This is a genomic window from Candidatus Enterococcus leclercqii (assembly GCF_009933135.1).
Classification (GTDB): domain Bacteria; phylum Bacillota; class Bacilli; order Lactobacillales; family Enterococcaceae; genus Enterococcus_C; species Enterococcus_C leclercqii.
In genome coordinates this window covers 93,219-116,217 of record NZ_MAEH01000017.1, presented here as the reverse complement: position 1 = coordinate 116,217, position 22,999 = coordinate 93,219, and the positions used below count along the sequence as shown (strand labels likewise).

The window sequence follows — 22,999 nt, the reverse complement described above, 5'->3', positions numbered from 1 at the left end:
ACTTGGTTTCACTGAAATAAAGGAGAAAAAACGATGGCAACCACTAGTACAAAAACGTTGAAACGTCCGGAAATCTTGGCACCGGCAGGAACGTTAGAAAAATTAAAAACCGCGATCCATTACGGAGCGGATGCAGTTTATATCGGCGGAAATGCTTACGGCTTACGTAGCCGCGCCGGCAATTTCAGCTATGAACAAATGGCAGAGGGGGTCGCTTTTGCTAAAGAACATGGAGCAAAAGTTTATGTAGCTGCCAACATGGTTACCCACGAAGGCAATCAAGAAGGGGCCGGCGAATTCTTTCGGGAATTGCGGGATGTCGGCATCTCGGCGGTGATTGTGTCCGATCCCGCCCTGATTGAAATTTGCGTGACAGAAGCACCGGGACTGCCCGTTCACTTATCGACGCAGGCTTCAGCCACGAACTGGCAGACATTGGAATTTTGGAAAGAAGAAGGGCTGGAACGAGTTGTCTTGGCGCGGGAAGTGTCGATGGAGGAAGTAGCTGCAATCCGGGAAAATACCGATGTTGAGATTGAAGCCTTTATCCACGGGGCTATGTGTATTTCTTATTCCGGTCGTTGTGTGTTATCCAATCATATGTCGATGCGGGACGCCAATCGTGGCGGTTGTTCCCAGTCTTGCCGTTGGAAATACGATTTGTTTGATATGCCATTTGGAACAGAAGCTCATCAGAGTTTGTTGGACCAAGGGCAAGTGACTGAACCTTTTAGTATGAGTGCAGTAGATATGTCCATGATCCAACACATTCCTGATTTAATTGAAAACGGGGTGGATAGTTTCAAGATTGAGGGACGAATGAAGTCCATCCATTACGTGTCTACCGTAGCCAATGTCTACAAAGCAGCGGTAGATAGTTATATGGAAGATCCTGAAAATTGGGTCTGCAAACAAGAATGGATCGATGAATTGTGGAAAGTAGCCCAACGAGAGCTGTCTTCCGGCTTTTATTACGGTACTCCATCTGATGAAGATCAGTTGTTTGGTGCCCGCCGCAAGATTCCTCAGTATACATTTATCGGCGAAGTGATGGCTTATGACCCACAGACAAAAATGGCAACTGTCCGTCAGCGTAATCATTTTTCAGTGGGAGATGAGATCGAATTTTATGGTCCCGGCTTCCATCATTTCCACCAAAGCGTATCGGTCATGTACAACGAAGACGGCGAATCTATCGATCGGGCACCTAATCCTATGATGCTCCTAACCATGCCGGTAGCCCAACCAGTAGCTGTCGGTGACATGATTCGTAAAAAGAAGGAATAGTGAAAAACGGTCGGATCAATGATTCGACCGTTTTTTTTGCAGTGTACTTTTGCCCCATAAAAAATTGCAAAGAAAAACGCACATTAGCAGTTGTACGCTTTTAACAGTAAGCTTTAACTGAATTTGGTAATTTTAGTGGTGGATGTCAGAACAAATAGGCTAATCCAAATGAGCAAGGAATTCGACAGGACTTTCATGCTGAAAATTAAATTGGAATGTCGATGACACCTCCGGAAGCCCACTGATTGTATCTAAGAGTGCAGTAACGGATTGATTTTCCAGCTCGGGAAAGATAGGGGCACTTTCCTTGCTAAATCTAAGTGACTGGTTCTTAATTTCAGCGATACCTTGAAAACTACCTGAAGGTAAATAATGTCCCTCTTCGGTGGAGTGGAGAAAGAAAATGTATTCCTTGTTCTCCGCCAGCAACGCCGCTTCTGCAAAGGGAGCGGTAGCTATCGAGTCAAACACCCCTCCAGTTTGCAGCAGTTCAATGGTGGGATTTTCCTTATCAAGGGAGTGCATAACTTTTTTTCCGATTGTAGAAATTCCATAAAATTGTGTAATTTCAATCGTTTGCATAGTAAAAACGACGTCGTGCCGCAACTCAGGTGATGATGCTGTGACATGTCCGCGTACAATTATCTCTGAATCATTTATTAATTCGGCTGAGGACTGATGAACTTTGACCCAATCTGCGGGTAAAGGATCAGCCGGTTGGGATTGTGATGAAGAATTTGAGTCTGTCGACACTTGCTGAGGACTATCGTATTGATGATAAAAAAAGGCAGCTATACTAAAAGCAACAGCAGAAAGAACTAAAAACACTCTTTTTTTCATAAGTGGCGGCTCCTTTTTTGAAGGACAGTTAGGGTCAAATTTGAAGCTCGAGCTGCTAGGTTATTTTGCGAAGCTACATTCACATACAATTATACACTAGAGAGGGCTATTTCCCGTCGAAATAAGAGGGGCAAATTTCGGAACTCAACTGAGGTTTTTTCTGACGAAGCTATCTTTTTAAATGGATCGTTTGTTAACATATATTTTCTTACTTATATGATGAAATATTTGCCAACTATTACTTAAAAATAGTTGCTGTCATAATTCCCAACCATTTGCTTATAGCTCGCATGCTTCGGAGATCGGAAATAAAAAGCACGTCACACCGCCTTTTCACGGTGGTTTACATAAGCAATAGAACTATCACAGAAATATCGCTGGAAGCTATAAGGTATGAGTCTGTAGCTGAGATTTTGGAAGAGTAAGTAGAATATCAGAAAAACTGAACAAGAAATGTCTATTTTGAGAGGTAGAGATGTCTGTTTTGTCAGTCTGATTCAAGTAGCCAATATGCTATTCTGAACTTGGAATAGGAGGCGCTTACATGAAATATCACAATCCTGTATTACCTGGTTTTCATCCTGATCCCAGTATCTGTCAGGGGGAAGATCGCTATTATTTGGTTACTAGTTCCTTTGAGTACTTTCCGGGAATCCCAATTTTTGAAAGCTATGATTTAGTGAATTGGCAGCCCATCGGTCATTGCATAACCAGACAAACCCAGATGACCTTTACAGACCAGGTTCCTAACGCACTGGGAATTTATGCCCCGACGATTCGTCGAATTGATGGACGTTATTATGTTGTTTGTACAAATGTTGGGACAAAAGATCGTGGCGCCGGCAATTTCTTTGTCTGGGCGGAGGATCCTCACGGAAGCTGGTCGGATCCTATCTGGTTGGATTTACCAGGCATCGATCCCAGCTTACTGCAAGATAAGGAGGGACAAGCTTGGTATTGCGGTGCAGACCAGGGAATCTATCTTTGCCAGATAAATCTGTCAGACGGTAGTCATGGTCCACGGATGGATATTTGGCGGGGGACTGGCGGCGCTGATCCGGAGGGGCCCCATATCTATTTTAAAAATAACTGGTACTATTTACTGATTGCTGAGGGCGGGACGGGATACGGACATATGGTTACGATGGCCCGTAGTCGAGAAATCACCGGCCCTTATGAAGCTTGTCCAGATAATCCATTGCTGACAAATCGCAGTTTGCCTCATACAATTCAAGGCATTGGTCATGCAGATTTGCTGAAGGATGAAAATAATAACTGGTGGGCAGTCTGCTTGGGGATTCGGCCGTTACCGGAATTTCCCAAGCGTCATTTATTGGGACGGGAAACATTTTTAGCTCCTGTTGATTGGACAGAAGATTGGCCAAAAATCGGTGCAAATGGGGCTGTTTTACCTGTGATGGAAGGACCATTACCGGGAAATACGGAAATCGAGACTTTTGCAACGGTGCCTTCTGTTTTTTGTGATGATTTTTCAGAAAGTACGCTACGGCCACAATGGAATACCCTGTTTCGGCCACGTACCAAACAACTGGCGCTCACTAAAAAAGGCTTGGCGCTACGCCTCGATGCAGAGGATTCAGCAAAGGATGAAGAAATCTGGCTCGGCCATCGATTACAGCATTTGCCATTTGAAGCAGAAGCGGTTTTTGCTGGTCATGGAGTCAAAATAGGAGGCGCTTTTGGGATAAGCTTATTTTTGAATTCCACACATCGCTATGATTTGAGTGTTTACAAAAAAAGTGACGGCTACCAGATAAGGGGAGAATTTCAGCTAGGACCTTTTTCAAATAATCAGAAGTTTTTTGTAAGTACAAGGAGTGAGCTTTTCTTACGAGTCAGCGGCGATGAGAAGGTCGCGTTTTTTGAAGCACAAGATGATCAAGGTGTTTGGCAGAAGCTGACAGAAATAGCTATTCATTATTTGACAACAGAGACCAGTGGCATTTTCACCGGCCCATATATCGGCTTGTTCGCTCGCAAAAAAGGTTCTGACGTCGGTACCGTCTATTGTAGAAAATTTACGTACCGAAGTCGTTGACAGCAGCATACAAAAACGCAAGATAAGGAGACTGAGTTATGTATCATCAACAATTAGATGGTTTCCCTAAAGACTTTCTCTGGGGAGCGGCATCGGCAGCCTATCAAGTGGAAGGGGCCTGGAATGAAGATGGAAAAGGGCCTTCCATTTGGGATCATTTCGCTAAAATTCCCGGCAAGACCTTTGAAGGGACTAACGGGGATGTTGCAGTGGATCACTACCATCGCTACAAAGAAGATGTCGCTTTGATGAAAGAGATGGGCATGAAAGCTTATCGTTTCAGTGTGGCTTGGAGTCGGGTACTTCCAGATGGAGAAGGAGAAGTTAACGAAGCTGGTTTGGCCTTTTATGAAGCGTTGGTAGACGAATTGCTTGCAAACGGTGTGGAACCAGTTTTGACCTTGTTTCACTGGGATCTACCGCAAGCATTACAAGATCGTTATGGAGGCTGGGAATCACGGAAAACAGCAGATGCATTTGAAACGTATTGTCGGGTTCTCTATGAACGGCTGGGGAAAAAGGTCAAGTACTGGGTGACAATGAACGAACAGAATGTTTTCATTCCGCTAGGTTACCGTTGGGCCGCCCATCCCCCAGCAGTGACTGACCTGAAACGAATGTATGCGGCCAATCATATTGTCAACTTGGCAAATGCCAAGGCGATAAAACTGTTTCATCAGTTGGTTCCCGAGGGTATGATTGGTCCCAGTTTTGGTTATGGTCCGATTTATCCTCTTACGGCTGATCCCAACGATGTATTAGCGGCTGAAAATGCGGAAGCCTTCAACAATGAGTGGTGGCTTTCTGTATACTGCACGGGTAAATATCCGCGCTTTTTAGTCAAGCAGTTGACCGAATTGGGGCTGGCTCCGGAAATTTTACCTGAGGATCGTAGCCTGCTGGAAGATGCAGCGGCCCGACCGGATTTTTTAGGGGTAAATTATTATCATGGGGGAACGGTTAAAACCAATCGTATCGCTGCGCCTTCTGATGAGGAAAAGGAGTTTTCAGAGACGGATCCATACTTGATGCAGCCTAAAGATGACCAAGCCCAGTCACCAGAAGTTCCGATGTTTAATGGTGTTGCGAATCCTTATTTAGAAAAAACGGCATGGGGGTGGGAGATCGATCCAGTAGGGTTTCGTGTCGCACTTCGCAGGTTGCAATCTCGTTATGATTTGCCGCTGTTTATTACAGAAAATGGTCTGGGGGCTGTTGATGAATTGACAGAAGACGGAAAAATCCATGATGCTTATCGCGTTGAATATTTGCGGGCACACCTGTTAGAACTGCAAAAAGCAGTGACAGACGGTGTGGAAATATTGGGCTATTGCGCCTGGTCCTATACGGATTTACTCAGCTGGCTGAATGGTTATAAGAAACGTTATGGCTTTGTATATGTCGATCGAAATGAACAAGAAGAAGGTCAGCTTACCCGTATCAAAAAAGACAGCTTTTATTGGTATCAACAAGTCATTGCGACAAATGGGGTTTCATTGGTAGAGAACGTTTAAGTAGTCAGCACAATGAACGCTCCTAAAAATAAGAAATCGGAAAAATCGAAAGGAAGGCTGTGACAATCGTCGTGTCACCTGCTTTCAAAGTGATTATTACTAAGCATGAGCATGAGTCACAGGCAAAAGACAAGCCACTTCCATTAAAAAGAAGTGACTTGTTTTTTATTTTGAAGATTTCAAACGCTGAAAAATCTTGATTCCATCAAGCTAAGTCAGCGTCATTCACTTTTCTTTATACATAGGGTAACGTTCCTTCAATTGAAAATGTGCTGTCTTACAGACCTGTATTTTCCTTTTTTTAGTTGCAGTATTCTTTGGTGAGTAACCGTGATTGAACACGATTTTTTCTACATGTGAGGGGGTTTCAAAAAAAGTGTGATTGTAGTTCCGACTCCTAGTTCGCTGGTGATTGTCAATCCACAATGTCTGCCGTAATACATTCGGATTCGGTTGTTGACATTTCGCAGACCGATACTGTGGCTGTCTTCCAAATCGTTATCGGCGATTCGCTTTCTTAGTGCATCAAGCTCCTCAGGCGAAATTCCGACACCATTGTCTTCGACCTCAATTCGCAGAATATCATTGTTACGGCTGACAGTTAGAAGAATCAGTCCAGGGCGGGTTAGTTTTTCCAAGCCGTGGGTAATCGCATTTTCTATCAGAGGTTGAATCAAGAGAGGGAGAATTTGCAGATGGTCTGCGTCGATTCCTTCTTCAACGGCTGTTTCTAAATTGACCCGGTCCCCGAAGCGCATTTTTTGAATCCGTGTATAGATTTCGATTGCCTGTAATTCAGCGCCTAAAGTGGTAATCTTACGACCTTCATTGTCCAAGGTATAGCGCATAGATTTTGAAAGTAGCTTGATGGAGTCCGCTGCTTCTCGATCTTGATTTTTCAGGGCAGTCATACGAATCGTCTCTAACGTGTTGAATAAAAAATGCGGATTGATTTGACTGGCCAATACATTGTATTCCATTTGCTGCTGCTGATTTAAAAATTCCTGTTCTTTTAATTGAGCTTGGAAAATTGCCTCTTCGTTTGCTTTGATACGCTGAATAATCGTATGGAAGTCCAATGAAATTTTGGAGATCTCATCTTCACCAGCGATATTGCCAAAGAAATCATAGTCTTCCTGAGAGGCATGGTAAACCGCTTGCTGGAGGCGGCTGACTCGAGCCGCAAAGAAATTAGCAAATAGCATGATTAAAAGCAAAGTGGTCAATAACACCAAAATTAAAACGCTGGACCATTTCAATAAGTTATTTGCCAGGTTTTTTGAGGCGTCATAATCGATGGAATAGATGTAGAGTCGATCAGTATCATTTCCCAGAGACAGCGTAGTAGAGGCGACTAGGACTCGTTTGTGATCATCCGTATCGACGAAAGCAGTATAGTTTTCATTGACGGAACCTTCATAAGGCATGATTGCAGCAGTTCCCAAGTCAGGGAGCGTGTCGCTGTAAAAAAGCGGATCGCCATTTAAGAACAGCTGATCTTCATAGGCAGAATTATTGATTCTATTCCGGAGAAAATTATAGTCCAGCTTCAATTCCAAAATGGCATATTCACTGCTTAAGGGCAAAGGCAGGCGTTTGTACAACGTTAATAAGTTCAATTGGGTCGTATCGCCGTCGACGGGTGCTGTTTGCCAGAAGACATCCGGACGCTTCATAGCGGTTTTGACCCAACTGCTGTCAGATGCCGCCTTATCAATTTTTCGAAAATATTTATAGTCGGGAATTGTCTGGTTGCTGGTATAGACGCGTAATTGATAAATAGACGTATCTTGGGAAAGCGTCCGATCGATGTATTGATAGTTATTGATTGCATTTAACGCTTCGTCTTCATTCTGATAATGGTTTTCCAACAATTTTCTCAAGTCAGTATCTGTCGACATCAGTTGGGCAATATTCGAGAGATTCTTGGTGGCCTCAAAGATGATGGAACGTACCCGCAATGAATCAGTAATGGCTAGATTTTGGTAGCTCTCCCGCAATTGCAATGTGGAGTCGTAGACCAAATTGCCACCAATAAAGAGGGTAGATAGAAAAATGATAGGAATATAAACGATGAAGAGCTGTTTGCGAATCGAAAATCGTGACAGTGTCTTCAATAGAGACCATTTTGCCATAAGACCACCATCCTATTTATGATTTGAGAAGATATTCAACAGTAGAAAGGCACCGCTGTAGGCTGAAAAGGAAAAGCCCAGCAGCAAGAGCAAAAATTTCAATGAAGGTGTCAAGATAGCCAAACACCCGACGGTAACAGGGATTAATAGTATGCACAATGCTTTTAAAGGATGAGCTATTGTCAAAAGCAGGGCATTTTGTAAGGTCTGTTTTGTAGAATTTTCATAACGAGCCACTAGTGCAGATGCAATCATAAAGGTGCTGAGCAACACAGCAATCAGTGCCATGGCAATCATGCCGGCCACTGTTCCGAGGATGTTTTTGAAAGCAAACCAGAAGAAACCGCTAAAGCCCAAAAGTAATATCGGAAGCAAAATTAGTAAGAAAATCCGGGTGCTCTGCCGCCAATTGCGTTTCAAACTGATGAGATAGTCTTTAATCAAGTAGCCTTTTTCACCGTCCGCGTAGTGCATCGTTACATCAAATAAGGCAGTGGTGGCAGCACCGATAGTAATTACTGGCAGACAGGTAATCAGGTATAACAGGTTCAATCCAATGAATTGCGTAGTGACCGTAGTAACTTTATAGATGGTGCCGTTTTCATTAAATCTCATTAAAATCATCTTCCTTCTGAATGTAGGTTTTCACAGGCGTTTTTTTGCGCTGGGGAGCTATCATTTCGTCTAACTCATTGTAGCATCTTTAAGGATAGATCAAAAATTGACAAATTTGTTATCCAATCGTTAGAAATCGCTTACACAACAGGGGTTTCACCTTTTTTTTGCGGGAAAACTTCTCGAAAGATGTCTAGTTTGTGTGGTAACGAGGTGCCTTTTTGTCCGGTGGCAAGATGAAAAAGGGATGCTATTATCAGTGTGTGAAGCGGTTACAAAAAGCGTACCGCAGATTTTGACCAGCAGAGTCCTAACTGAATCTGCCAGGTACAAGGTGCTTTCTTCAGTAAAAAGCCAATGGAAAATATCCCACAGCTTTTTTGCTGCAGCATACTTTTTAGGAGGCGTAATGATGGAGTTAAAGAAAAAAGTTCCACGCGTAGAACCCGGGAAGCGAACGGTTCATGAAGGAAAAATTATGTTTTTGACGATCCTGCCTTTTTTGATTCTGGTTTTTCTATTTTCCTACTTTCCGTTACATGGCTGGATTTATTCTCTGTATGACTACAAACCGGCTTTAGGGCTATCCGGCAGTGAGTTTGTCGGCTTGAAATGGTTCAAGATGCTGGTGAACAGCAAGACACAGGTAGATCAGATTGTTCAAGTCTTGAAAAATACCTTTGCCATGAGTTTTCTGGGAATTGCCACTTCAATTTTACCGGTAGGATTTGCCATTTTTTTGAATGAAATCAAGAGCAAATGGTTCAAAAATATTGTTCAAACGTTGACTACGCTGCCCAACTTTATCAGCTGGGTGCTAGTTTATACCATCGCTTTTAGTCTTTTTTCTAATACCGGTTTGGTGAATACTTTATTGCAGGAATGGGGCTTCATCACAGACCCGTTGAAATTCTTGGATAGTGACAATCATACGTGGTTGATGATGATGCTGTGGAATATCTGGAAAGGATTGGGCTGGGGAGCCATTATGTATCTGGCGGCTATCTCTGGAATTGATCCGGAATTGTATGAATCAGCACGGATTGACGGGGCCAACCGCTTCCAATTGATGCGCAATATTACATTGCCTGCCTTGATGCCTACCTACCTGGTGATGTTAATGCTTTCGGTGGCGAATTTGCTGAACAACGGCATGGACCAATACTTTGTTTTCCAAAATGCTTTCAATAAGGAACACATTCAAGTATTGGACTTATATGTTTACAACATTGGCTTGGGTTCCAACAGTTTGTCGTTGGCAACCGCCATCAGTATGCTGAAGAGTTTGATTAGTGTCGCTCTGTTGGCAGTCGTCAACTTCGTATCCAAACGGGTTCGGGGCACATCCATTATCTAAGGAGGAGGTAACAAAATGGAAATCTCCATGAAAAACATTAAAAAGAAAAAGCATAAAGAAATTCGTACGAGAGAAGATGTTGCTTTCAATATCTTCAACTATCTCTTCTTTTTCATCATCATGCTCTTATGTGCCTACCCATTTTATTATTTAATCATCAATTCCATTAGTAATAACGAGCTCAGTGCGCTAGGAGATATCCGCTTCATTCCTGAAGGACTTCATTTGGAAAATTATCGCCAGGTGTTGCAATTGGACGGATTGAGTTTGGCGGCGGTAGTCTCTGTGGCTCGAACAGTGATTGGGACAGCCGGCACTGTGTTGGCCTCTGCTTTTCTCGGGTTTATGTTCACACAGGAAAAAATGTGGAAACGGAAGTTCTGGTACCGTTTCATCATCATCACGATGTACTTCAATGCCGGGTTGATTCCAATGTTCATCACCATGAAGACATTGGGCTTAACCAATAACTTTTGGGTCTATGTCTTACCGGCTATCGTGCAGCCGTTCAATATTATCTTGGTAAAAACCTATATCGAATCTATTCCTAGATCATTACAAGAAGCAGCTGAAATCGACGGTGCGAATATCCTGCAGGTGTTCTTCAAAGTAATTCTTCCCAACTGTACACCGATTTTGGCAACTGTGGCGATTTTCTCAGCGGTTGCCCAGTGGAATTCTTTCCAAGATACTCTGATTTACATCACCGACCAAAAACTGTATTCGCTGCAATATTTACTTTATACCTATATCAATCAGGCGAACTCTTTGGCACAAATGGTAAAAAATACCACCGGATCAATGGCCGGTGTGGTGAGTGCGGCAACAACCCAAACTCCGACTTCTATCCGAATGACTGTGTCAGTTATCGTTGTCTTGCCAATCATGTTTATTTATCCGTTGTTCCAGCGCTATTTTGTAAAAGGGATCATGCTGGGGGCTGTCAAAGGCTGATCTGCAAACGAGGTTTTTATGACAGCTCTGCTAAGGTAGGTTATGATAAAAATAAAACGGTTGCTGTTTTTATCTTTTCCTGATCCGCTGCAGCAGATCCTGTTGTTGTATCAAAAATACAGGCGAGTTTGGCTGATCTTCCTTCTAGCAAGTGTCAGATTCAGACGACCAGCACAACTGGCCAAATAAAGGAGAAGAAGAGAATGAGTAAAAAATGGATGACAATTGCTGCTGCAGCATTGCTGACGTTAGGATCGTTGACCGGTCTGGCAGCTTGTGGATCAGGCGGTGATTCTAGTAGTAGTACAAAAGACAGTAAGAAGACGGATAAAAGTGAAACATTGACCATCGATGTCTATGATGGTCTGGCCAACTACATGGGAATCCAAAAAGGCTGGTTTGCCAAAGTTATCAAAGATAAATTCAATATCGAAATGAATATCATCGCTCCAAACGTGGCGGGTAATGGGGATGCCCTTTATCAAACCAGAACAGCGGCGGGAGATTTAGGGGACTTGATCATCGCCGATAACGGTCAACAGTACAATGAGCTGGTCAAAGGCGGACTGCTCTATGATGCGTCTGATTTGTATAAAAATATGTCTAATATGAAAAACTTCGACGACGCTGTACAGCACGTCAATGAGGACGAAGAGGGAATTTATGGGTTCCCCACATCGGTTTCCAACTTGAAACCTACTGATGCATCAGAAGGCTTGGATTTGAACTATGGCGCTTATGTCCGTTGGGATCTCTACGGACAAGCTGGATATCCTGAAATTAAAACGCTGGAGGATTTGCTACCGGCACTGAAAGCCATGCAGGATCTGCAACCGCAAACCGAGTCTGGTAAAAAAGTATACAGCTTCTCTTTGTTTGGTGATTGGGACGGAAACATGATGGGAGCCGGCAAACAGTTGGCTGCTTTGTATGGCTACGACGAGTTAGGTTTTGTATTGGCAAAAGCAGATGGTTCCGATTATCAAGGGATTTTGGATGATGATTCTGAATACATGCGGGCGATAAAATTTTATTTTGATGCGAATCAAATGGGGTTAGTTGATCCAGAATCGACGACGCAAAACTATGATACCTTGTTCTCTAAATTCCAAGATGGTCAGGTTCTATTTTCTTGGTGGCCATGGCTGGGTCAGGCAGCTTACAACAATACTGAGAACGTTGATAAAGGTGTAGGATTCATGTTGGCACCAATTCAAGATCAAAAAATCTTCTCATATGGCGCAGAAGTTTATGGTGGCAAACAATTTATCGGTATTGGATCGAAAGCCAAAGATCCTGAACGCATCGCTGAACTCATCGACTGGCTGTATTCTCCTGAGGGGGCATTGGCTAATACCTCCCAAACACAAGGTAGTGCCGGGATCAAAGGTCTGACATGGGATGTCAATGCAGATGGATTGCCAGAATTGAACGATTTCGGTAAAAAAGCTTTGATTGACGGAGATGCAGAAGTGCCGAAAGAATATGGCGGTGGCAGCTACAAAGACGGCGTTTCCGCATTGAATGTCAACACAATTTTGGGTATTGATATCGATCCAGAAACGGGGTACCCATACAACTATACACTTTGGGAAACTTACCAGAAGGAAAATACCAATACCTTGAAAGAAGACTGGTCCAAACACATGGACGGGGCAGAAACTTCAGTTGACTACTTGGAGAAAAACGATCAGATGATTGTGGCACCAGGGGCGAGCTATGTGGCACCGGAAGATTCTTCGGAAATCTCTACACTGCGTAATCAAGTGAAATCGACTGTTGTTGAGTATTCTTGGAAAATGGTCTTTGCAAAAGATGAGGCTGAGTTCAATAAACTGAAAAAAGAATTACAGGACACGGCAAAGGGTCTAGGCTATGATGATGTCTTAACAGTCGATATGCAAAATGTCAAAGATCAAAACAGCCAACGGGAAAAAGTCGTCGCTGAATTCAAATAGAGTAAAACCAGCCGAGTGGGACAACAAGTTTGTTCCACTCTGTTTGGCTGAAAGGAGAAGACCATTCTCTACCAGTACCTTTTTGACAGCATTGACTGCTCACAAATAGAAATCGAGGGTCAAAAAAATGAAAATAGCAAAAAATGACAGAATCCTTTTCGTAGGAGATTCTATCACAGACAGTAACCGAAATTATGAAGCACTTCCTGCTCACTGGTCCTCTTGGGGAGATGGCTATGTCCAAATAATCAACTCATATACAACCGCATTTTATCCTGAGTTAGAGCTGATGGTAATCAATCAAGGAGTCAGCGGCAATCGCGTTCGTGATTTGGCGGCGCGTTGGCAAAAAGATGTTTTAAGTCTGGCTCCCGACTGGGTCGGAATTATGATTGGGGTAAACGATGTTTGTCGCCATTTTGACGGTGTTTTTTATCAGGAGGATCAAGTTTCACCCCAAGAGTTTCAGGAAACATTAAGTCAACTGGTATCACAAACGATGACAAAAGCAAAAGGGGTCTTTTTACTTTCCGCGTTCTTGCTAACAGAAGACAAAAACGAGCCAATGCGAAAAAAACTGGCGCTTTACAATCAAGTAACTGCTGCTGTTGCTGCGGACACCGGGGCGATTTATGTTGATGTACAAAAGGAGATGGATCGATACATGGCGGTTCAGTCCGGCTATTATTTGAGCATTGATCGTGTACATCCCTCTCTAGCCGGGCATTTATTGATTGCCAAAGCTTGGTTAGCTGCTGCTGGACTGGGAGGTGCACTATGACAATTACAATGGAAAAAATCCTGCAAGTCGCCCAGCAAGGACCCTATACACCGGATTGGAACAGCCTCAATGACTTTCAGGTGCCCCGTTGGTTTCGAGAGGCTAAATTTGGGATCTTTATTCATTGGGGATTATATAGCGTTCCGGCGTTCAATAATGAATGGTACTCTCGAAACATGTATATCAATGGCCATCCGGAGTTTGACCATCATGTGGCAACCTATGGCCCTCAAAAAGAATTTGGCTACAAAGATTTCATCCCCCTGTTTACAGCAGAAAAGTTTGATCCCGATGAATGGTTAGCCCTTTTTGAACGTGCTGGTGCCCGCTATTTCTTTCCGGTAGCCGAGCATCACGACGGGTTTCAAATGTATGATAGCGAGCTTTCTCAATTTAACAGTGTAAAAATGGGACCAAAACGAGACATTTTGGGAGAACTGAAAAACGCCGCTGAAAAGACCGCCTTGCATTTTTGCACTTCCTCGCATCGAGCCGAGCATTGGTTCTTTTTCGGCCACGGTCGAAACTTCGATAGTGATGTGATTGAACAACAAGTAAAGGGAGATTTCTATTGGCCCGCTATGCCGGAACCGGACAATCAGGATCTTTACAGTAGCCCATATCCTACCGAAGAATTTTTGGAAGATTGGCTATTGCGGACTTGTGAATTGATCGACCGCTATCAACCGGAAGTCTTGTATTTTGATTGGTGGATCCAGCACCAAGCGTTTAAAGAACCGTTGAAATTACTGGCTGCTTTTTATTACAATCGTGGTGTGGAATGGGGATATTCCACCAGCATCTCCTACAAACACGATGCCATGATGTTTGGTTCCGGGATTGTAGAGATTGAGCGGGGGAAGTTTGCGGAGGCCAAGCCGTTTTATTGGCAATCGGATACCGCCATTGCTCGCAATTCATGGTGTTACACTGAAACACTGGACTATAAAACGGTTAAAGAAATCATTTGGGATTTGATCGAAGTAGTCTCTAAAAATGGCAACCTATTGCTAAATGTTGGCCCCAAAGCGGATGGCAGTATTCCAGAAAAAGATCGGGATATTTTATTGACCATCGGGGACTGGCTACAGATCAATGGTGAAGGAATTTACGAGTCAAAAGTCTGGCGTCAAGCCGGCGAAGGGCCAACCGAAATCGCAGAAGGGCAATTTCAGGAGAACAATAAGACCAGCTATACTTCCGAAGATATCCGCTTTACTGTCAAGGGAGATTCACTGTATGCTTTTATTATGGAGCCCACCTCGCAACAGTTGTTGATCACTTCCTTAGCAATCAGCGAAGATCAAAATGTCCCAGAATTTCATGGAATCATAAAAAAGGTGGCTGTCTTAGGTCAAGAAAAGCCAATCAAGTCGTGGCAACAAACTGCTGCTGGTCTGGAAATTTTGTTGCCTAATCTAGACACCGAATTACCGGTTGTCTGCAAAATCACGATGGAATGAGGAACGCTTATGCTCATTGAAGAAATTACATTGCAAGTTGAAGGAATAGAAGCGGCACAGCTGCATACCTATGTGCGGGAAAATTCACCGGAAATCGATTTGGCTAAAAGACGACCGGCAGTTATTATCTGCCCTGGCGGTGGCTATAGTTTCCTGTCGGACCGAGAAGCGGAGCCCATTGCACTTGAAATGGTTAGTCGCGGATATCAGGCGTTTGTTTTGACTTATAGTGTCGCTCCAGCGGTCTTTCCTACGGCGTTGATACAGCTTGCTGCCGCCGTGGTTCATGTGCGAAAAAACAGTGAAAAATATGCGACTGATCCGGAAAAAATTATTGTAGCCGGCTTTTCAGCAGGCGGACATTTGGCGGCTAGTCTTGGCGTATTCTGGCAGCAGAGCCTCTTGCAGAAATATTTGCCAGGAGCAAACAGCCAATGGCAGCCGAATGCATTGCTTTTAAGTTACCCCGTGATCTCATCGAAGCCTTATGGACATCAGGATTCCTTCAAAAATTTGTTGGGAGCTGCATATACAGCAGAAAAGGCTAAGTTATCCTTGGAAGAGCAGGTGACTGACAAGATGCCGCCAACCTTTATCTGGCACACGATGGCAGATGATCTGGTCACTGTAGAAAATAGTCTTTCATTTGTTAAAGCACTTTTGGCAAAAAATGTTCCAACAGAATTTCATGCTTTTATGCGAGGCGGACATGGACTGAGTCTGGGAACCGCCGAGACCCAGATTGGCAATGGCTATGGCCTGGAAAAGAATATTCAGCTTTGGCCGGAGCTTTTTGATAACTGGCTCACTTGTCTATTTGAAAAAGAGTAAGAGATTTTTTGAAATGACATAGAGAGGGGAGGGGCAAAATGAAAACAGTGCTGATTGTAGATGATGAAGAAGTGATTCGTACCGGGTTAACTTATATTATCGATTGGCAGCAGTACGGCTACGAGCGTATCGAAACAGCTGAAAACGGGGTGGAAGGCTTGCAAAAAATCAGCCAATTGCAACCGGATCTTGTAATTACTGACATTCGTATGCCCGAGATGGATGGCCTAGACATGATTCAAGCGGCTAAAAAGCAGGGCTGCCTGTTTCATGGAATTATTTTATCCGGCTATTCAGATTTTGATTATGCCAGAAAGGCGATCCAGTTGGGATTTATCTCTTATCTTCTAAAACCGGTAGAAGAAGAGGAACTGATGGAGATTTTGGAGAAGCTGGCGGCAAATGATAAACAACGGCATGAAGCTGATTTGCGCAGTTTGCTCTACAACAAGTTATTTGCCAGCGACCACAGTGGGTTAGCGGGTTATCGGAAGATTCTTGTTGCCAGCTTTTCCACTGCGTTAAAGCAGCGCCAGTTGGATCTTCTAAATGAGCAGCAACAGCCCTACGTTTTGTTGGAAAATTTTGGAGCGGCTTATCTTGTTTTACTGGATAAAACGGGAATTGATACCTCTGAGGCTGTAATCAAGACCCTATTTGGTCGTAAGGAAGCGGTTATGACTACTGGCTGGGTGGCGGCAGACCAGGACCTTACAAAGCTGACGATGGAAATTCAACACCTTAGAAAAATGCAGTTTCTATTTCCAAATCAGCTCTTGTCAACCGCAGGACTGTTAGAGAAAAAGCAAGCATTGACTTTTCAAGAAGAACTACCGGAAAAATTGCGGCAAGCAGTCTTGGGCGGCAAAGATTTACAGCTGCTATTACAGGCATATTGTAATAATTTCCTTTTTGATTTGGCCTTTGAAGAAGACATCAAGTGGCAGGTAAATCATGATTACGGGTGGTTGTATGATCAGGCAATGCAAAAAGCAGCCTTTGAAGAAGCGGCACACCGCCCGGATCAAGTGGCGGAGGCTCTATTTGCTGCTGTAGACTTTCCCGAGTTGATGGGAATCTTTGAGACGCATCTCTCAGCTTTTGCAAGTGAAGTTGCCAAGCAGTTGAACAATGTGGATATCATTGCCGACATCGTACGCTATATTCAAAAACACTTTGCTGACGATTTAAATTTGAAAAGCGTCGCAGACCAATTCGGGTACAATAGCGCTTATCTTGGGAAAAAATTTAAAAAGACGACTGGAGAGACTTTTCTAGGCTATCTGGAAAAAGTCCGTATGGAGCGGGCTGGAGATTTACTGAAAAACTCGAATCTGATGGTTTATGAAGTAGCAGAAAAAGTCGGCTATCGAAACGTGGACTATTTCTATAAGAAGTTCAAGCAATTTTTCCAAACCTCGCCAAATGATTACCGCAGCTCCAGTTGATAGTACTCGTCGCTAAATTAGTGAAGCAGATAGGTCCTGCTTTCAAACCGTTTTGTTAAATGCAATAAAGCTCTCGGGGTATAAAATAAACCGCTTTTAGCAATCGCGAACTTCGTGAATGACAAAAGCGGTTTTTGAAATGTCTAAAAGAGACGGTATGATGTCTATTCTGGTGGGGTCAAGCAACAGAGCAAGACAGGTATAATCAATTTATAAAGCGCTATCAAATTTTGTGAGGCCGTTTTACAGAGGAGGGCTATCGTGAGTTGGCTAAGCTTTGATATAGGAGGAACATTCATTAAATATGGCGTGTTTTCCGCTGGAGAACTGATTGAAAAAGGAAAAATTGCGACACCTTATAGCGAGGAAGGATTTTTCGATACAGTGGCAAAAATCACTGTTTCTTGTGATCAAAAGAAACCATTGAGAGGGATTGGACTAAGCTTTCCCGGGTTTATTGACGGCAAAAGAGGAGTAGCAGTTATGGCAGGGGCACTGACACCGCTCCATGGGATCAATATCAAGGAAGCCTTAGCAGCCAAACTTCATCGACCACTCCCGATAGCGATTGCCAATGATGCCAACTGCGCAGCATTGGCCGAATTTTACCAGGGAAATGGTCAGGGAGCAGCGGATCTTTTGCTAGTGACATTGGGGACTGGAATCGGATGCGGCATCATCCTAAACGGAGAAATTCGGGAAGGCCACAGCTTCAAGGCTGGTGAATCAGGTATGATGATCACAGATTTGTCTCACTCAGGCTTTACTACCGCTCACGATTTAGCCTCTACACGAGCACTGGTAACAGGCTACGGGGAGTTATACGGACTTGCGACAGAGCTGGTGACAGGAGAAATGATCTTTGAAGACGAGCGAGCAGCGACTAAACAGCTGCGTCAAGATTGGGGTCAGCGAGTGGCGGCAGTCCTCTTCAACATCGTTGTCACTCTCGATCCGGAAAAAATCTTGATTGGCGGCGGTGTCAGTCAGAATCCAAAACTGCTTCCGTTGGTAGAGGAGGCATTAGCAGCTATTCCCTATTGGCAGGAATTTCATGTACCAGTAGCTACTTGCTATTTTCACAATGACGCCGGCTTGGTTGGCGCTTATCATCTAATTAAAGAATTGGAGGAATCAAAATGAAATACTCAGATGGCGGTTGGCTTGTCAAAGACGGCTTTGAAGTCAAGTATGCCCAACATGTCTACGATACCCGCAGTGGTGAGGACAAGCTGATTTTATATTTGCCATACGCGTATATTGCAAATAAAGGAGCGACTCTGGATGGCGGTTTGATGACCATGGAAGTAATGGCACCTTGTGAAGATGTCATCAGCGTTAAATTAGTCAATTTTAAAGGAATCCAGAAGAAAGCTCCCAACTTTTCAATCCTCACAAAAGAAGTTGTGCCAGAGATTTCTGAGGACGAGGAAAGTTTTATCTTCAAGGCCGGGAAATTAGCAGTTGCTATTACCAAGGGCGAAAGTCTGACCATGTCTTTCAGTTACAAAGGTCGGACTCTGGCAAAAAGCTATCCACGAGGAAAAGCCTACGTGACTGACCCATCTGGAAAGCCTCATATCAGTGAACAACTCTCGATTGGTGTTGGCGAAAAGATTTATGGATTGGGGGAACGCTTTACCAATTTTGTTAAAAACGGCCAATCCGTGGATATTTGGAATGCCGATGGCGGGACTGGCACGGAGCAAGCATACAAGAATATTCCTTTCTATGTCAGCAATCAAGGCTATGGTGTGTTTGTCAATTCCCCAGATAAAGTCAGTTTTGAAGTTGGTAGTGAAAAAGTCTCCCGGGTACAATTCAGTGTACCTGGAGAAGAAATGGAATACTTCTTTATCGCTGGGGATACGTTGAAAGATGTTCTCAAAAATTATACGGATCTCACCGGGAAACCGGCACTGCCGCCAGCTTGGTCTTTTGGCTTGTGGTTAAGCACGTCCTTTTTGACGGAGTATGATGAAAAGACCGTTAATTCTTTTGTTGACGGCATGCTGGAGCGAGATATCCCGTTAGAGGTTTTCCATTTTGATTGTCTGTGGATGCGGGAATACGAGTGGTGCAACTTTACCTGGGATGAACGGACATTTCCTGAACCAGTGGCTATGCTGCGCCGTTTGAAGGAAAAGGGCCTGAAAATTTGCGTCTGGATCAACCCTTATATTGGCCAAAAATCACCCCTGTTCGATGAAGGTATGGCAAACGGCTACTTTTTGAAGCGGGGAAATGGGGATGTTTGGCAATGGGATAAATGGCAGGCGGGCATGGCAATCGTAGACTTTACCAATCCGTCAGCAGTTGCATGGTACAACAGCAAGTTAAAAGCCTTGCTAGATATGGGAGTCGATTGCTTTAAAACCGATTTTGGCGAGCGAATTCCGACAGATGCTGTCTATTTTGATGGCTCTGATCCAGAGAAGATGCATAACTATTATGCTTACCTGTACAATGAAGTCGTCTTTAATTTGTTGAAAGAAGAAAAAGGTGAAGGCGAAGCAGTTCTCTTTGCTCGCTCAGCTTCGGTAGGTTCACAAAAATTCCCTGTCCATTGGGGAGGAGACAGCACATCGGATTATCCATCAATGGCGGAAAGCCTGCGGGCAGGACTTTCCTTTGGACTCGGCGGTTTTGGCTATTGGAGTCACGATATTTCCGGATTTGAAGCCGGTGCTGATCCTGACTTATACAAACGTTGGACGCAATTTGGACTTCTGTCATCCCACAGCCGTTACCATGGCAGTTGGCAATACAAGGTGCCGTGGCTATATGGTGAAGAGGCTGTCGATGTTTCACGGGCATTTACTAAGCTGAAACTGCGCTTGATGCCTTATTTACAAAGTCAATCAGTGGCAACGGCAAACAGTGGTATTCCTATGATGCGGGCAATGGTTCTGGAATTTCCGGAAGATGTCGCCACTCATGAACTCGACCGCCAATATATGCTGGGAGAATCTCTCTTGGTGGCCCCTATCTTTAATCAAGATGGTTTTGGACAATTCTATGTACCGGAGACAGCTGGGCAGTGGTTGGATTATTTAACCGGAAAAGCCTATACCCCAGGAAAATGGTACACTGAAACCTATGATTATTTCCATCTGCCACTTTTGGTGAAACCAAACACAATTCTTGTGGAAGGAAATGAAGCGGGCCGCGCCGAGTATGACTACAGCAAAGAAGTAACCGTTCATTTGTACAATCTACAAGAAGCGTGTCCTGTGACGACTACTATCTGCGACACAGCTGGAAGGACCGTTGCTGCTCTGACGGCAACCAGCTCTCAGGGCGTGATCACGCTTGAGAACCCAGACAATGTGACGGGCAGCGTACAGATTCATACTATTGCCGGCAGCATTGAAAAAGAGCTGACTTTGGGGATAAATGAATTTCGGATTTAATGTGGGGTTTCCCAGCCCTTTAACAATAAAACCACTTATAGCTCCAAGGATAAGGCTCTGTAACAATAGTTGAGTCATCGCCCTGTGAAGTGAACAATACCAAACGTGAGACCCCAAAAGCCGACGATCCTCCATTAAAATCATTGGAAGAGCGTCGGCTTTTCATTACTAAAAATTTAAAACACAGACTTTCTTTGATTTCATCAAGCTAAGTCAGCATAATTCACTTCTTTTTACACGTATGGTCAGGTTCTCTCTTCGGACTAAGACATAAATATGGTCATACAGTTTCCTCATACGTATACTTTTTATTAATTGTGGTTAAACAGCCGTTGTTTAGCACTTGGAAATTACTTATGTCACATTTCCTTTTTGCTATATTCAAGCTACTCGTGACTAGCGGGATTGACCGGAACATTGGCGTCCAATCTGCCGGAACGATTTTTTAATTGGAAAGTATTTAAGCGTTTATCGATGTCCAATGCCAACTGCTCACCCAAAAAAGGCAGCTCATCGGTTGAGGTATAGACGGTGAAATCGGGATTTTCAAGAATTTCAGTGAAAGGTGCAGTGGCTGATTCTATCGGTATGATCTGAAATTTATCGGCGACTGCGCAAGACCCACCGACATTGGAAAAACGATTGGTTCCGTCATTTAATGCTAAAATAAACCCACGGGTCTCAAAACGTTTTTGCAAAGCGGCAACAGCATCAGGTGTAATTGTGATTTTCATAAGATAGACCTCCTCTTGCATGATAGAATAAGTATACGAGGAATGTCGGTTTATGGGAAATTGCTTGCTCAGAGCCGAAAAATTTTGATGGCGGCTGTGGGGATGCCAGATGCAATAATCTATGAACAGGTGGCAGAGTTGTTTTTTTAGAAGGGAAGACGAGATATGAAAGAATATGATTATATTGTGATTGGTGGCGGATCTGGCGGGATCGCATCCGCAAATCGCGCCGGGATGTACGGGAAAAAAGTATTGCTAATTGAAGGCAAGGCACTGGGTGGTACCTGTGTCAATGTGGGCTGCGTGCCGAAAAAAGTGATGTGGCAAGCATCGGAAATGCTGGAGATGATTAACCGAGATACTGCGGGTTATGGTATCCAAGCTCAGGTAACAGCGTTTGATTTCGGTGAATTGGTACGGCGGCGGGAGGATTACATTGAGTTTCTTCACGGAGCTTATCAGCGGGGACTAGACAGCAATAAAGTAGAAGTTTTACGAGGCTTTGCTCGATTTGCAGCTCCTCATGTAGTCGAGGTGGCGGGTGAGCAGTATACTGCGCCACACATTTTAATTGCTACTGGCGGCGTGGCATCGTTGATGAAGATTCCTGGTGGGGAGATGGCGATTGATTCTGACGGTTTCTTTGCTTTGAAGAATAAACCGGAAAGTATCATCATTTTAGGGGCCGGCTATATTGCGGCTGAGTTGGCGGGGATGTGCCAACAATTAGGCATTGCCACGAGCTGGGCATACCGGCGGGATCATCCCTTACGAACTTTTGATAAAATGCTCAGTGACAATTTGGTGGAGATCTATCAGGAAAATGGTGTGGCTCTTTATCCGGAGCACGTCGCAAAAAGTATTCAGCGGGAAGCAGCAGGTTTTTGTGTGACCTTTGAGAATGGGGCGCAATTGCGGGCAGATTTGGTATTGTTTGCCGGTGGTCGCAAGCCACGAACGGAACATTTAGGCTTGGAGGCAGCTGGTGTAGAGCTGGATGAAAAGGGCTTTGTTAAAGTTGACAAATTCCAAAATACGACGGCTGCTGGGATTTACGCAGTGGGAGATGTCATTGGTAAGGTAGATTTGACGCCGGTAGCTATCGCGGCTGGACGTCGTCTTTCAGAGCGTCTTTTCAATGGCAAGACAAATCTCTATCTGGATTATGAATTGATTCCGACAGTCATTTTTACCCACCCACCAATTGCTACTATCGGCTTGTCTGAAGAGGAAGCTATTGAAAAATACGGTAAAGAGCGGATCAAAGTCTATCAATCTCGCTTCACACCGATGTACTTTGCTTTAAATGATTATCGGCAGCGGTGTGTCATGAAGCTGGTATGTCTGGATGATGATGAAAAAATCATCGGTCTGCACGGCATTGGCATTGGTGTCGATGAAATGTTGCAAGGCTTTGCAGTAGCTATTAAGATGGGGGCCACGAAAGCAGATTTTGACAATACCGTAGCGATCCATCCCACTGGCTCAGAAGAATTTGTAACGATGCGTTAAAAAGCTCCTACCTGGAAGCAAGATGTAAGGAAAAAGCAGACCCCACAGTCTGATTTTTCCTTGCGTGTTCCAGATAGGAGCTTTTTGATTGGGCTGAG

Annotated in this window: 17 protein-coding genes; 13 read left to right on the top strand and 4 right to left on the bottom strand. The window is 44.0% G+C overall.

Going from position 1 to position 22,999, the window contains the following annotated elements:
- Window positions 1–33: 33 nt before the first annotated feature.
- Window positions 34–1,287 carry a peptidase U32 family protein gene (locus BAU14_RS11735; protein WP_161900301.1) on the top strand — a complete coding sequence of 418 codons (1,254 nt, stop codon included), beginning with the start codon at window positions 34–36 and terminating at the stop codon, window positions 1,285–1,287.
- Window positions 1,288–1,446: 159 nt separating this feature from the next.
- Here BAU14_RS11735 and BAU14_RS11730 read toward each other — a convergent pair whose 3' ends face one another.
- Window positions 1,447–2,127 (bottom strand): hypothetical protein, encoded by a 681-nt coding sequence (locus BAU14_RS11730; RefSeq protein WP_161900300.1) that lies wholly within the window; start codon window positions 2,125–2,127, stop codon window positions 1,447–1,449.
- Between the two features lie 544 nt (window positions 2,128–2,671).
- Between BAU14_RS11730 and BAU14_RS11725 the strand changes: the two genes are divergently transcribed.
- The gene (locus BAU14_RS11725; RefSeq protein WP_161900299.1) at window positions 2,672–4,186 is read left to right on the top strand and encodes a glycoside hydrolase family 43 protein; all 1,515 of its coding nucleotides are present in this window, start codon (window positions 2,672–2,674) and stop codon (window positions 4,184–4,186) included.
- Between the two features lie 38 nt (window positions 4,187–4,224).
- The gene (locus tag BAU14_RS11720) at window positions 4,225–5,700 is read left to right on the top strand and encodes a glycoside hydrolase family 1 protein (RefSeq protein WP_161900298.1); all 1,476 of its coding nucleotides are present in this window, start codon (window positions 4,225–4,227) and stop codon (window positions 5,698–5,700) included.
- A 350-nt stretch (window positions 5,701–6,050) separates the two neighbouring features.
- Here the strand turns inward: BAU14_RS11720 and BAU14_RS11715 are convergent, their stop codons facing one another.
- Window positions 6,051–7,835 (bottom strand): sensor histidine kinase, encoded by a 1,785-nt coding sequence (locus BAU14_RS11715; protein WP_161900297.1) that lies wholly within the window; start codon window positions 7,833–7,835, stop codon window positions 6,051–6,053.
- A gap of 12 nt (window positions 7,836–7,847) precedes the next feature.
- On the bottom strand, window positions 7,848–8,450 hold the full coding sequence (locus tag BAU14_RS11710; RefSeq protein WP_161900296.1) for a YesL family protein: 603 nt from the start codon (window positions 8,448–8,450) through the stop codon (window positions 7,848–7,850).
- A gap of 412 nt (window positions 8,451–8,862) precedes the next feature.
- On the opposite strand from BAU14_RS11710, the gene BAU14_RS11705 reads away from it, so the two are divergent.
- From BAU14_RS11705 to yicI, 9 genes are all read left to right on the top strand, one after another.
- A complete protein-coding gene (locus BAU14_RS11705; protein ID WP_161900295.1) occupies window positions 8,863–9,807 on the top strand; it encodes an ABC transporter permease in 945 nt (314 codons plus the stop codon).
- 15 nt (window positions 9,808–9,822) lie between these two features.
- Window positions 9,823–10,761: a carbohydrate ABC transporter permease gene (locus tag BAU14_RS11700; protein ID WP_161900294.1), complete on the top strand. Its 939-nt coding sequence runs from the start codon at window positions 9,823–9,825 to the stop codon at window positions 10,759–10,761.
- Between the two features lie 203 nt (window positions 10,762–10,964).
- On the top strand, window positions 10,965–12,719 hold the full coding sequence (locus tag BAU14_RS11695) for an ABC transporter substrate-binding protein (protein WP_161900293.1): 1,755 nt from the start codon (window positions 10,965–10,967) through the stop codon (window positions 12,717–12,719).
- 127 nt (window positions 12,720–12,846) lie between these two features.
- Window positions 12,847–13,500 carry an SGNH/GDSL hydrolase family protein gene (locus BAU14_RS11690; RefSeq protein WP_161900292.1) on the top strand — a complete coding sequence of 218 codons (654 nt, stop codon included), beginning with the start codon at window positions 12,847–12,849 and terminating at the stop codon, window positions 13,498–13,500.
- Entirely contained in the window at window positions 13,497–14,963 is a 1,467-nt protein-coding gene (locus tag BAU14_RS11685) for an alpha-L-fucosidase (protein ID WP_161900291.1), read from the top strand. The genes BAU14_RS11690 and BAU14_RS11685 overlap by 4 nt, the downstream gene beginning before the upstream one ends.
- Before the next feature lie 9 nt (window positions 14,964–14,972).
- Complete coding sequence (locus tag BAU14_RS11680; RefSeq protein ID WP_161900290.1) at window positions 14,973–15,794, top strand: alpha/beta hydrolase; 822 nt, start codon at window positions 14,973–14,975, stop codon at window positions 15,792–15,794.
- Window positions 15,795–15,832: 38 nt separating this feature from the next.
- Window positions 15,833–17,242, top strand: coding sequence for a response regulator (locus tag BAU14_RS11675; protein ID WP_161900289.1), 1,410 nt, complete (start codon window positions 15,833–15,835; stop codon window positions 17,240–17,242).
- A gap of 261 nt (window positions 17,243–17,503) precedes the next feature.
- A complete protein-coding gene (locus tag BAU14_RS11670; RefSeq protein ID WP_161900288.1) occupies window positions 17,504–18,385 on the top strand; it encodes an ROK family protein in 882 nt (293 codons plus the stop codon).
- Window positions 18,382–20,655 carry an alpha-xylosidase gene (gene yicI, locus BAU14_RS11665; RefSeq protein ID WP_161900287.1) on the top strand — a complete coding sequence of 758 codons (2,274 nt, stop codon included), beginning with the start codon at window positions 18,382–18,384 and terminating at the stop codon, window positions 20,653–20,655. The genes BAU14_RS11670 and yicI overlap by 4 nt, the downstream gene beginning before the upstream one ends.
- A 386-nt stretch (window positions 20,656–21,041) precedes the next feature.
- On the opposite strand, the gene BAU14_RS11660 is transcribed toward yicI, so the two are convergent.
- Window positions 21,042–21,389 (bottom strand): iron-sulfur cluster biosynthesis family protein, encoded by a 348-nt coding sequence (locus tag BAU14_RS11660; RefSeq protein ID WP_161900286.1) that lies wholly within the window; start codon window positions 21,387–21,389, stop codon window positions 21,042–21,044.
- A gap of 165 nt (window positions 21,390–21,554) precedes the next feature.
- Here BAU14_RS11660 and gor point away from each other — a divergent pair, with 165 nt between their 5' ends.
- Window positions 21,555–22,901 (top strand): glutathione-disulfide reductase, encoded by a 1,347-nt coding sequence (gene gor, locus BAU14_RS11655; RefSeq protein ID WP_161900285.1) that lies wholly within the window; start codon window positions 21,555–21,557, stop codon window positions 22,899–22,901.
- The last annotated feature ends 98 nt before the right edge of the window (window positions 22,902–22,999 follow it).